Annotated in this window: 12 protein-coding genes; 7 read left to right on the top strand and 5 right to left on the bottom strand. The window is 53.4% G+C overall.

Annotated features, from left to right (window positions below):
- Positions 1-59: 59 nt before the first annotated feature.
- Positions 60-986, bottom strand: a complete 927-nt coding sequence (locus ACU8YC_RS13595) for a LysR family transcriptional regulator (RefSeq protein ID WP_187253674.1) — start codon at positions 984-986, stop codon at positions 60-62.
- Positions 987-1205: 219 nt separating this feature from the next.
- Between ACU8YC_RS13595 and ACU8YC_RS13600 the strand changes: the two genes are divergently transcribed.
- Together ACU8YC_RS13600 and metC are read left to right on the top strand one after the other, a co-directional pair.
- Positions 1206-2438, top strand: a complete 1233-nt coding sequence (locus ACU8YC_RS13600) for a dicarboxylate/amino acid:cation symporter (RefSeq protein WP_446895447.1) — start codon at positions 1206-1208, stop codon at positions 2436-2438.
- A 31-nt stretch (positions 2439-2469) separates the two neighbouring features.
- Entirely contained in the window at positions 2470-3660 is a 1191-nt protein-coding gene (gene metC, locus ACU8YC_RS13605) for a cystathionine beta-lyase (protein WP_151216640.1), read from the top strand.
- A gap of 92 nt (positions 3661-3752) precedes the next feature.
- Here metC and mdtM read toward each other — a convergent pair whose 3' ends face one another.
- The 3 genes from mdtM to ACU8YC_RS13620 all read right to left on the bottom strand — a co-directional run bounded on the left by mdtM (position 3753) and on the right by ACU8YC_RS13620 (position 6832).
- Positions 3753-4994: a multidrug efflux MFS transporter MdtM gene (gene mdtM / locus ACU8YC_RS13610; protein ID WP_446895448.1), complete on the bottom strand. Its 1242-nt coding sequence runs from the start codon at positions 4992-4994 to the stop codon at positions 3753-3755.
- 323 nt (positions 4995-5317) lie between these two features.
- Positions 5318-5968, bottom strand: coding sequence for a LysE family translocator (locus ACU8YC_RS13615; RefSeq protein ID WP_151216642.1), 651 nt, complete (start codon positions 5966-5968; stop codon positions 5318-5320).
- Positions 5969-6016: 48 nt separating this feature from the next.
- Complete coding sequence (locus ACU8YC_RS13620) at positions 6017-6832, bottom strand: AraC family transcriptional regulator (protein WP_446895449.1); 816 nt, start codon at positions 6830-6832, stop codon at positions 6017-6019.
- 231 nt (positions 6833-7063) lie between these two features.
- On the opposite strand from ACU8YC_RS13620, the gene ACU8YC_RS13625 reads away from it, so the two are divergent.
- Positions 7064-8038: an Rpn family recombination-promoting nuclease/putative transposase gene (locus tag ACU8YC_RS13625; RefSeq protein WP_151216644.1), complete on the top strand. Its 975-nt coding sequence runs from the start codon at positions 7064-7066 to the stop codon at positions 8036-8038.
- 26 nt (positions 8039-8064) lie between these two features.
- Here the strand turns inward: ACU8YC_RS13625 and ACU8YC_RS13630 are convergent, their stop codons facing one another.
- Positions 8065-9477: an aminotransferase-like domain-containing protein gene (locus tag ACU8YC_RS13630; protein WP_446895450.1), complete on the bottom strand. Its 1413-nt coding sequence runs from the start codon at positions 9475-9477 to the stop codon at positions 8065-8067.
- A 177-nt stretch (positions 9478-9654) separates the two neighbouring features.
- On the opposite strand from ACU8YC_RS13630, the gene ACU8YC_RS13635 reads away from it, so the two are divergent.
- The 4 genes from ACU8YC_RS13635 (at position 9655) to ACU8YC_RS13650 (ending at position 12558) form a co-directional block, all read left to right on the top strand.
- The gene (locus tag ACU8YC_RS13635) at positions 9655-9819 is read left to right on the top strand and encodes a DUF1127 domain-containing protein (protein WP_151224510.1); all 165 of its coding nucleotides are present in this window, start codon (positions 9655-9657) and stop codon (positions 9817-9819) included.
- A gap of 146 nt (positions 9820-9965) precedes the next feature.
- Positions 9966-10430 carry a MarR family winged helix-turn-helix transcriptional regulator gene (locus tag ACU8YC_RS13640; RefSeq protein ID WP_286542592.1) on the top strand — a complete coding sequence of 155 codons (465 nt, stop codon included), beginning with the start codon at positions 9966-9968 and terminating at the stop codon, positions 10428-10430.
- Between the two features lie 6 nt (positions 10431-10436).
- Entirely contained in the window at positions 10437-11504 is a 1068-nt protein-coding gene (locus ACU8YC_RS13645) for an HlyD family secretion protein (protein ID WP_446895451.1), read from the top strand.
- The gene (locus ACU8YC_RS13650; protein ID WP_446895452.1) at positions 11494-12558 is read left to right on the top strand and encodes a DUF2955 domain-containing protein; all 1065 of its coding nucleotides are present in this window, start codon (positions 11494-11496) and stop codon (positions 12556-12558) included. The genes ACU8YC_RS13645 and ACU8YC_RS13650 overlap by 11 nt, the downstream gene beginning before the upstream one ends.
- Positions 12559-12569: the final 11 nt, after the last annotated feature.

A 12569-nucleotide genomic window follows, 5' to 3' on the forward strand; every position in this document is an offset into this window, starting at 1 on the left:
CCAGACGGGGGGATCGCGCAAAAAATGTGGTGCGCGTCCCATTTTCCGGCGGAGAGACCTTACTTCGGGATCCAGTTGTCCCAGGCGGGTAAGGGGCCGAGTTCTGCCACCAGAAAATCGATAAACGAACGCACTTTCGGGTTGCTGTACTTGCTGGGAAAGTACAGTGCATACAGGGTGTGAGTTTCACAGGTGATGGTGCCGTCGAGCATTAGCGGCGTGATCTCTTCTTTTTGAATATGATCGCCAATCAGATAAGTGGGCAAATACGCCACCCCCTGATCTTCTAACACCGATTTCAACAGCACCAGACTGCTGTTGGCCTGGATCGGCATATGCAGTTTTAACTGATGCAGTCGATCCTGTTCATCTGCCACCTTCAGCACCGGCGTGAGGCCCGGGTAAACCAGGCAATCATGATCTACCAGATCGCTCCGGCGCTGGGGCATGCCTTTTTTGGCAAGGTAGCCGGGTGAGGCACAGTACGCCCAGCGAACAGGTACCAGCTTGCGCATCGCATAGTTTTGCGGCGGTGCGGTGGAAATTCGCAGGGCAATGTCGAAATCCGTTTCGTTCAGATTCACAAAGTTATCGTTGAGATCGATATACAGATTCACATCCGGGAACTGGGAGCGATATTTATCCACCAGGTTCACCAGTCGGGAATAACCAAACGCAATGGAGCAGGTTATACGTAATTCACCCTGCGGGTTATGGTAATAACCGGAAGTAGTGTTCAGTGTTTCATCGAATTCTTTCAACAGCTTGTTAGCGCGATTAAAGAGATATTGCCCGGCATCGGTCAGGGTAATACTGCGGGTGGTGCGTTTAATTAATGTCGTGCCTAACGTATCTTCCATCGCCGCCAGGCTTTTGCTGACCGCAGACGGCGAGACGTTGAGCTGTGCCGCGGCTTCTGACAATCCTCCGCAGTCGACGATTTTAGTAAAAAACTCAAGATGCTTAAGTGAAATCGGCGTACTCATAATTTCCTTAAATTCACAAGTGATTTGCAAAAACGGTACGAATAGGCCGTTACATTCATCTTTTAAACATGCAACTATTGAATCACAGGAAACAACTTGCTGGCAAAATGAAAAAATAACAACTTAGGTGAGTTACGTCACAAAATAAAAGGAGGCGAAACGGAAACTCATCACATTGTGAATTTAATCTCATTAATTATTATTCTAAAGGTACCGATTATGTGGTCACGACTCGAACCCTACAGATCGTCGATTATTTTATTAGTTGCTTTGGTGATTGGCGGCTTATTAGGCATTTATGCCCCATCGTTTGCAGGTAAACTCCAGCCTATAGGTCAGATATTCCTGAACCTGTTATTTATGATTATTGTGCCGCTGGTGGGGATCAGCGTCATGTCGTCCATCGCCAGTATGACCGACCTGAAAAGGTTAGGGCGCATCATGGCGATAATCTTTATTGTTTCGATCGCGATGGCCTTTATTCCGGCGGCCGGGATCGTCGCGCTGGCGCTATGGTATAACCCGGCGCAGGGCGTCACTATCGATCTCTCGCAGTCGGTGCAGGCGGGCAGTGGCAAGATGGATTTTGTCAGCATGATCACCACCAGCGACTTTATCGGACTGTTTTCTAAGTCCAATATTCTGGCGCTGATCGTAATGGCGATCATCGCCGGAGTGGCGATTGGGCAATCAGATCAGGCCGGTAAACGCATTGCGTCGCTGCTGGAAGATGCTAATACCGTGATCATGAAGATCGTCTCGATCATTATGAAGGTGGCACCGGTTGGTCTGGGCTGTTATTTCGCGGCCACCATGGCCAGTCAGGACTCTGCACTGCTGTTAACCTTTGCCCGTGCTATCGGCCTGTTTATGGTCGCCACGTTGGTCTACTTTGTTTTTGGCTCGATTATCTATTCGTATATTGGCGGCGGTATTCCTGCAGTCAAAGCCTTCTGGCGAAACGCGATTGAACCCTCCGCGACCGCGCTGGGAACCTGCTCTTCGCTGGGGACGCTCCCGGTGACCCTGCGTGCCGGTAAGGCGATGGGGATTAACCCGGAAATCGTTGATGTTTCCATTCCGCTGCTGGTTAACCTGAACAAAGGCGGCGTGGCGATGATTGCCGCGCTGAAAATTGTCTTTATCTATTCCGTACTGGGCATGGAGTTCACTACCGAAACCTTCTTCCTGACGATGCTGATTGCGGTGCTCTCCGCCATTATCGTCGGCGGCGTGCCGGGCGGGGCGTTCCTCGGTGAAATCTTTATCGTCACCACGCTGGGTCTGCCAATGGAAGCGATCCCGATGCTGGTGGTGCTGGGCACCATTACCGATGCGCCAGCCACGTTGATTAACGTAATCCATGATTTGAATGCGGCGCAGATTGTTGAACGGTTCGCTGGAAAAAAGCAGATCAACACTGAAATAAACTCTACTGCTACGGTGGTATAGGTTTTCACACGGATTAAGAACAGGAGATGTTATGAAAGACGCAATGAAGCTTGAGACGCACCTGGTTGTTGCGGGTCGCGACAAACGTTATACCCAGGGAGCGGTGAATCCGGTGATCCAACGCGCCTCTTCGCTGGTGTTTGATACCGTGAAGGACAAGAAATTTGCCACCGCCAATCGTGCGAACGGCGAACTGTTTTACGGTCGTCGCGGCACATACACGCACTTTGCTTTCCAGAAGGCCATGAGCGAACTGGAAGGCGGCGTTGGTTGCGCGCTTTACCCGTGCGGTGCGGCGGCGGTCACTAATGCGATTCTGGCGTTTGTTCAAAGCGGCGACCATATCCTGATGACCGGCGCGGCCTATGAACCAACCCAAGATTTTTGTAATAAGATCCTGAGTAAATTCAACGTTGAAACCACCTATTACGATCCGCTGATCGGCTCGGGTATTGTCGATCTTCTGCGTCCTGAAACGAAAGTGGTATTCCTGGAATCCCCCAGTTCAATCACCATGGAAGTGCAGGACGTGCCGGGAATGGTGAAGGCGATCCGCGCGGTGAACCCGGAGATTGTCATTATGATCGACAATACCTGGGCAGCGGGTGTGCTGTTTAAAGCGTTGGATTATGGCGTGGATATTTCCATTCAGGCGGGAACGAAGTACACCATTGGTCATTCGGACGGCATGTTAGGCACGGCGGTGTCCAACGCCCGTTGCTGGGATCGCCTGCGTGAAAATTCCTATCTGATGGGACAAACGCTGGATGCCGATACGGCCTACAACGGCAGCCGTGGATTGCGCACCCTGGCGGTACGCCTGAAGCAGCATCAGGAAAGCAGCATCCATATTGCCCGCTGGTTGTCGGCCAGACCGGAAGTGGCGCGGGTGAATCATCCGGCCTTACCGGAGTGTCCGGGGCACGAGTATTTTCAGCGTGACTTTACCGGAAGCTCAGGTCTGTTCTCGTTCGTGCTGAAAAAGAGACTTACCGACGAGCAGATGGCGAATTTCCTCGATAACTTCTCGCTGTTCCATATGGCTTATTCGTGGGGCGGGTTTGAGTCGCTCATTCTGGCGAATCAGCCGGAGGAACTGAACAGCATTCGCCCGGCAGGAGAGGTGGATTTCAGCGGCACGCTGGTCAGGGTGCATATCGGCCTTGAGGATATCGACGATCTGATTGCCGATCTCGAAGCGGGATTTGCGCGTATTGCTTAAGGTGATGTGAGTTGTGTCGGATGTGGCGCAAACGTCATATCCGGCCTGCTGCAACTATGCAGGCCAGATAAGCGTAAGCGCCATCCGGCATGTTAGCTCTCTGTGGCTAACGTCGTCGCCTCATGCTGGCGCACCCGTTTGAGCAAGGCTGCCAGCGTGAACACGACAGCGATCCCCGCCACAACCGCCAGCAGATGAAACGAGATCCTGCCACCGTTAAACCACAGCCAACGCCCGATTTCGACAGAAACCGCCATCACCGTCAGGATCACCATATTCAGTGACGCGGAAACAGTGCCCTTCGGTAAGTTGTTGGAAAAAAGCGTAAAACGAAACAGCGTTGGGAAGATCATTCCAATGCCAAACGCATACAGGCTGGTTCCCAGCACCGACCACAGCCAGACGTGCGGCCACAACAAATTACCCGCGATCAGCACCGCTAACCCGCTCAGTTGAACAGGCACGGCGCGCCAGATAAAACTGGGTTGGGTTGGATCCTTCACAAAACGAACCACCACCATATTGGCGACGATCACCGCACCAAATACCGGCGCCTGCGCCCAGGCAAACTGCGATGTGGTCATGCCGCCCGCATCAATCAGGATCACGGGTGAGACTGCCACCCAGCTCATCATCGGGATATAGCTTAGCGACAGCGTGGCTGCGCCAAACAGGAATACCCGGTTGCGGAAAACGTCGCGGAAATCGCGCAGCACGCCACGCGCGCTGAACGGCACCGCGCCGCGCTGGACGGTTTCCGGCATTGCCAGTAGCAGGCCAATGAAGGCGATAAGCCCCATGGCGGCAATAATGGCAAACAGAAACTTCCAGTGGACAAAGTGCATTAGCGCAGCCCCGGAGAGTGGGCCAATAACCGGCGCAACCAGCACAATGGAGGTGATTACCGCCATCAGCTTAATGGCCTTCGTTTGCCCAAACGCCTCCTGCACCGTGACATAACCCACAGTGGCGATAAAGCAGATGCTGGTGCCCTGCACAAAACGCGCAACCAGAAATTGCGTCATTGAGGTGGTGAACAGCGTGGCCGCGCAGGCGAGCGTAAAGATTAACGCACCCGCAATCAGCACCGGTCGACGACCAATCCGGTCTGAAAGCGGGCCTAACAGCCATTGCAGCGCCATGCCGCCTGCCAGATAAAGGCTCACTGCAGCCGGTGCCAGGCTGACATCGGCGTTGAAATCGCGCACGACATTAATGATGCCGGGTTGGATCAGGTCCGTCGACAGATAGGCGGCGAAGTCGTACAGAATCAACGCGATGGGGAAAAATAGCGTCGTGGCGCGTTGGGAGAAAAACGCGAAAATCCGTTGCATAAAACAGCTCCTTGTCGGGAGAAAACCCTCAACGGGAATAGCGAAATTCAATACCGTCTTTGAGACGTCAGGCCGATGACAGAAAAATGCAGACTGCAAATGTACTGAATTTCATGTAATCAAAAACGCTGCCCGCGCAAGGCGCAAGCAGGAGAAACGTTTTCAGACTCGGGTCAGAAAACGTAACGATTACAGGTAACAATCAGCACATCGCACCTCGGGAAGAATTAGTTGAATGGATAATAGCCACCCAAAGTGTAATGCGGATTGGATATTAATTAAACGAGTTTATCCGCTTTATTTGCAGAAATTCATCTCGCTTATCAGAAAGTGATGCTCTGCAGAAAACGCAGCACGATCGCACCGCCGAAGACAATCAGTACGCCCCCGGCGATATGCTCTACCCACAATATTCCTCTGGTTAACCGTCGCTGGATCTGCGGTAAACCTATGAACATAACGATCAACAGATCCCACACCAGCACCACGCTGGTCATCCAGATCCCGCTCACGGCTTGTTGCAGCAGCGTCACCGATGGGCCGAGCAGTGCGGTCATCAGCGCCAGATAAAACAGCGCATTTTTGGGGTTGAGCAACGACGAACCTAACCCCAGCAGCAGCTGTTTGCTAAATCCCGGGCAGGTAGACGGGGCGTCTGCTCCGGACAGGGTTTGCGGGCGGCTGCGTATTAGCAGGCTGCCTATCCACAATAAATAGAGCGCGCCCACAAGCTCAATAACCGTAAACAGCAGGGGACGTTGGCGCAGGATCCCCCAACCGATAATCGCCAGCAGGATATACAGCCCATTGCCTATGGCGATACCCACACACAGCCCGGTGCTACCGCGCATCCGGTAACGGGCGGCGTAACCGACCAGTAAAAAGAAGTCCGGCCCGGGGCTTAGCAGAGCGACAAAATGTGCCAGCGCCAGTGCGGGAAAAGCCGATGGAAAAAGTACAGAAAGCAGTGACATAGCGACCTCAGAGAATGAACCTGCGATCACCCTACGCCTGGCATAACGCTATTTATTGTCTGAAATTGATCGTCCCAACGCGTACTGGCGCGGTGTTGCTGCGGTGTAGCGGACAAAGGTGCGGTGGAAATGACTCTGGTCGGCAAAACCGCTCTGATAGCCGACATCGGCAATCTCGTCCCCGGCACGAAGCCGCTGGCGGGCATAGTCAATCCGCAAGATATTCAGATAACTTGCAGGCGTGAGTCCTGTGTCCTGCTTAAAGGTACGGATCAGTGTTTCTTTACGCATGCCGCACTCTTGCGCCAGATTGTCCAGCGAGGGCGGAGCCAGCAGATTGGTCTGCAACCGTTCACGCAGATACTGGCTGGCGGTGCTTTGGTTTTCCGGTGTTACCGATTGCAATGGCAGCGAGCGCAGCAATGCTTGTGCGGCATCCGTTATCTGCGTCGTTTGTCGTTGCTGCATAAGCGCCACGAGGTTCATATAGTGCTGGAATAATTGCGGGTCGCGAATAACGGGATCGCGCGAGCAAAGCAGTTGATTGTTGTTGAGCGCAGGCAGATGGACAAGACACCACCGGACATCAAGATAAAGCATGTGATAGCTGCGAAACAGTCCGTTCACGGGATTACAGCTGTGTGGCACCAATGGCGGGATCACAATCAGATCGCCCACTTTCAGGTGATAATCTTTTCCATCGTACTGGCTGCATGTTTCCCCCTCAAGAATCGCCCCAATCGAGAGCTGAGAGTGGTTATGACGCTTATAGGCCTGCTGGCTTTGCCAGGTGCTGCGTAGTTCCAGCCACGGGAGCTGTTCGTCTCGCCAGAACGATTGTGGAATATCCCGGGTATGCGTCACATCGTGTCCTCCCTGAAAGTGATGGTTTGTTATAACACAGGACGTGCGGTCAAAAAGCGGGAATGCGCATTGAAATAGTGATTCTGCGTGATGCGTTCCAGACAATTGCAGACGTTACAACGGGACGTTTTTAACTCTGAAAACGTCTCGCAAAGAGAGAAAGTTGCAGGTGAGGGGGGCGGTTTTGCGGCGCTACAGTCACAGCATCTTATTCCCAGGTGACGGATCGCCATGAACAAAACACCGACTTCCACGCCGCATGATGCGGTCTTTAAAACGTTTTTGCATCACCCTGAAACCGCTCGGGATTTTCTCCAAATACATCTTCCCGCTTCGCTGTGTGAACTTTGTGATTTTCAGACGCTGAAACTCGAGACAGACAGTTTCATTGAAGAGGAATTACGTGCGTACTATTCCGATGTGCTGTGGTCTGTGAAAACGACGGATGGGGATGGGTATATTTATGTCGTGATTGAACACCAGAGTACACCGAATGCGCATATGGCATTCAGGTTGATGCGCTATGCGGTTGCGGCCATGCAGAAGCATTTAGATGCCGGGCATCAGCAGTTGCCGCTGGTGGTGCCGATGTTGTTTTATCACGGCGCTAAAAGCCCGTATCCCTACTCGCTGTGCTGGCTGGATGAATTTGCCAGTCCGAAATTGGCTCGTCAGTTATATGCTGCGGCATTTCCGCTGGTGGATATTACGGTTATTCCGGACGATGAGATTGTGCAACATCGGCGTATGGCGTTGCTAGAGCTAATACAAAAACATATCCGCCAGCGCGATCTTATGGGACTGGTTGAGCAAATTGTTTCTCTGTTAGTTACCGGACTGACTAATGACAGTCAGATAAAGACGCTGTTTAATTATATTTTGCGTACAGGCGATGCACCTCGATTCAGGGAGTTTATTCGTGGGGTTGCCGAACGTTCACCGCAGCATAAGGAGCATTTGATGACGATTGCGGACAGATTGCATGAGGCTGGATTTCAAAAAGGGTGGCTCGAAGGTCAGCAGGAAGGCCAGCAAAAAGGTAAACAAGAAGGTAAACAAGAAGGTAAACAAGAAGGTCTAATTGAGGGGCAGCGAGCTGAGGCGCTCCGTATTGCACGCACCATGCTGGCAGACGGTATCGATATCAACACGGTACAAAGAATTACCCGACTTTCTGCTGAGGATATCCAGGGATTAAGCCACTAGACAGAGGCGAAACCGGGCGTACCGATTTACTCCATCGCCACCTTCACTGCTTCTCCGAGTTTTTGCATCACTTCCCGATGCTTCTCATCAGGCGGCAATGCGCAGTTGATGCGCACACAGTTGCGATACTTTCCGGATGCGGAGAACAGCGATCCCGGAGCGACCTGTATTTTCAACCGACAGAGCTGCTTAGCCACGCAGACCATATCAACCTGCAATGGCAGTTCGACCCAAAGCATAAAGCCACCTTTTGGTCGTGTAACGCAGATTCCACAGGGGAAGTATTCGCGCACCCAGCAGGTGTAGATTTCCATATTACGCTGATAAATCTGGCGCATACGCCGGACATGGCGATGATAGTGGCCTTCGCGCACAAAGGTTGCCGCTGCCAGCTGCGTGGCGGGAACATTGGTGCCGATAACGGCGTATTTTTTATGCAGAAGTTTGTCATGATAGCGGCCAGGAACAACCCAACCCACGCGCAGACCCGGTGCAACGGATTTGGTAAACGAACTGCACAATAGCACCCGACCGTCGATATCCCAGGAGTGGATGGTGCGCGGGCGCGGGTATTCTGTTGCCAGTTCGCCATACACATCGTCTTCAAAAATAACAATATCGTGGCGCTGAGCGAGAGCCAGGACCGCCCGCTTACGTGCATCCGGCATAATAAATCCGAGGGGATTATTGCAGTTGGGGACCAGGATCACGCCTTTGATGGGCCACTGATCCAGCGCTAATTCCAGTGCTTCAATACTGATGCCGGTATCCGGATCGGTTGGGATCTCAATAACCTTAATCCCTAAGCCGCGCAGTAGCTGCATCGTGCCGTAATAGGCGGGCGATTCTACGGCGACGATATCTTCTGGCTGGCAGACCGACAATAGTGCCAGCGACATTCCACTCTGGCTGCCGCTGGTGATCACGATATCATCCGCAGCCACTACCGATCCGCCGTCCAGCATCAGACGGGCAATCTGATTGCGCAGTTCACGGCATCCAGCCAGTTCGTCGTAGCCCAGCACCGCACCTAAATTGTGTTGCACCACGCGACTTAACTCGCGCCAGAGCGGTTTCAGGCTGGGTTGATTGATATCAGGGACGCCGCTGCTGAAAGGGATTATCGATTTATCTGCATGACCTGCCAGCATGCTCAGCACCTGATCCCACTGGGTTATCTCCACCGGACGCTGGACCGGGCGCGACATCAGCGGCACCGGCGGCTGCGCTTTTTGCGGCGCGACAAAGTAGCCCGAACGTGGCTGCGGGGTGATCAACTGCCGCTGTTCCAGCATCTGATACGCCTGCTGCACGGTGCTGATGCTCACCCCGTGTTCCTGGCTCAGGCTGCGCACCGACGGCAGTTTCTCGCCATGGCGATACAGCCCCTGCTCAATGCGTTCGGCCAGCAGTGTGGCCAGATGTTGGTAACGCGTCATGCTGTATCCCTCGTTATTGCCATACAGATTGATAAACCAATACAGAACGGTGGAAAAAACCGTGTGCAGATACTGTTTTAATCAATCTGTATGTTAAATAAAAGTACTTTTTGAATCTGTATTGTCAGGCAGTAAATCCGAGAAGATAAAGCCTCTGACAAGGTGAGGAGGTGGGGTATGGAATTTCACGAGAACCACGCAAAACAGCCGTTTATTGGGTTGGTGCAGATCTGGCGGGCATACAAGGCATGGCGGCTGCGAGCGCAAACGCGGCGCGTATTGCAACAGATGAGCGACGAGCGGCTGCGGGACGTCGGGCTGCGACGCGATCAGGTGGAGTGATTTCTTTCATCGACAGAGGCTGGGGTTATCACCCCGGCCTCTTTTGTATTCACGGCATTTATCAATTCATGCTTCTGAATGATGTGTTTCTTGATACTTACTCTGATAAGTATTATTTTCTTCTCAGTGATGAAGGGGAAATAAGCATGACTGAAGATGAACTGTTTGCCCGCCGCCCGATGGGAATGCGCATGGCGATGGTGGTGCGGCAGTGGCGGGCTATTATTGATGCAGCTATTACTGACACAGGCCTGACGCAGTCAAGCTGGACGGTACTGATGCAGTTGTATCAACTGGGAGATAACGTCTCGGTCAGTGAACTGGCCCAGGTGCAGGGTATTGAACTGCCGCCGCTGATGCGCACTCTCTCACAGCTGGAAAAGCACGGCTATCTGCTGCGTTCCACATCGCCTTATGACAAACGCATTCGCCTGCTCACGCTGACCGCGCAAGGCCGAGCAAGGCTGGAAGAACTCAACCGGGTGATTGAGAACTACCAACATCGTGTCACGTGTACCATCCCCGAAGCGGAGCTTGCCGCCTTTAGCTCGACCTTAAATCAACTCGCCTGCAATTTGCGGACAATCCGCGAAGAAGACAATCAACACTAAAAAACTATGATGACCCCAGAACAAAAATTTGCCCGTTGGGTAAGGGTGAGTATTGCCGCTTTCCTGGTAATATTCGCCTGGTTTATCGTTGCCGATATCTGGATCCCGCTAACACCGGACTCCACGGTGATGCGCGTGGTAACGCCTGTTTCCTCACGCGTATCCGGCTACGTCTCGCAGGTGCATGTACATAACAATAGCCAGGTGAAAAAGGGCGATTTGCTGTACGAACTGGATCCGACGCCATTTATCAATAAGGTCGAGGCTGCGCAAATCGCCCTTGAGCAGGCAAAGCTGAGCAACCAACAGCTGGATGCGCAGATCGCCTCTGCGCGTGCCAATCTGCGCACCGCGCAATTTAACGCCCGGAACGACAAGACCACCTTTGACCGCTATCAGCGCCTGAGCGCCATGCAGAACGTGTCGCAAGCCGATCTCGATAAGGTGCGCACCGCCTGGCAAACCAGCGAGCAGTCGGTGTCGGCGCTCAATGCCAATATTCAGAACCTGCTGATCCAACGCGGCGAGCGCGATGAAAACCGCAACGTGACGCTGCAAAAATACCGTAATGCACTGGAAGAGGCACAACTGAACCTCGGCTGGAGCAAAGTGTATGCACAGACCGATGGCACGGTGAGCAACCTCCAGCTTAGCCCCGGACTGTACGCCACCGCCGCCACGCCGCTGCTGGCGCTGGTCAGCCACCAGACTGATATCGTGGCCGACTTTCGTGAAAAAAGCCTGCGCCACACTCGCGTGGATACCGATGCCGCCGTGGTGTTCGACGCCATGCCGGGCAAAGTTTTCTCTGCCCGCGTCACCAGCAGCGATGCCGGTATTCTGGCAGGACAGGAGCTGGTTAATGGCCAGCTGTCGCAGCCGGAACAGTCCACCCGCTGGGTGCGCGATGCCCAGCGGATGCGTATTCACGTCGCGCTGAACGAACCGCTCGACTCGCCGTTGCCGACCGGGGCGCGCGCCACGGTGCAGTTGTATAACAGCGAGGGGATGTTCGCCCGCACTTTTGCCGGGGCGCAGATCCACCTCGTTAGCTGGCTGCACTATGTCTATTAACACGCTGGCCCACGTCTTTACGCCGCACGGGAATATTGTCTACACCGCCAATGATTTTCACCAGACTCTGCGTATTGCCGTTGCCGGAACGATAGCGCTGAGTATCTCGACCTTCTACAACGTGCAGTACGGCGTGTTCTTTGTGGTTTATCCGCTGATGTTGTTATCGCTGGTGCCGGTGTTCAACCGCCATGTGGCAAAACAGTTTGTGTTCAGCGCGGCGGTGAACTGCGTTGAAATGGTGCTGATTGTCGGCTATCTCTCACAATGGCCGCTGATTATGACGCTGGTGGTATTTGGCCTGTACGTGATGCGTTTTCGTTTGATGAGTAAAGGGCCGCTGTTTCTGTTCGGCTCAATGGGCGTGGTGTGCCAGAGCACGATGCTCAATTTTATGAGCTATCCCACCGCCAACTGGCATACGCTGATGTTCTCCAATATGGAAGCCTGCGTCATGGCGGTGGCGCTGAGTGCGTTGTTGTATTATCTGATCCCGGACGTGGAGCCCCGCCAGCCGCCGCCGCGCATTGAAAAAGATGACGCCCGGGTTCGCCACGAGTCGCTGCTTTCCGGTTCGGTGGCGACAATGATTTTTGTGGTCTTTCAGATCTGTGACTTGAGTGATTCGCTGTCGGCGCTGATGGCGGGCATTTTGATCCTGTTTCCTATGCACTATCGCGGCGCGGTGTTGAGCTCTCTCTGGCGTGTGGTCGGCGTGGTGCTGGCCTGTCTGTATATTCTGCTGGTGCAACTGCTTATCTATGATTTCAGCAACCATATGCTGTTGATTATGCCGCTGATTGGCCTTGGACTGGCGTTCAGCGCCCGCCTGCACGTGATGGAAAAAGTAGGCGCTGGCGTGGGTTTTGCCAGTATCACCACCATCGGCATTATGTTCGGGCAGAACCTGCATCCGGATCAGGACCTGGTATTCAGCGATCTCTACCGCATCACTTCCGTTACCGTCGCGCTGCTGGCCACGTTAACGATGGTATTTCTGGTGCACCGGGTTTTGAACTGCTTTGCGGCGACACGATTTGTGATCACCGAGTGAGTGGGTGCCAG

The organism is Citrobacter sp. VF227 (assembly GCF_052950715.1).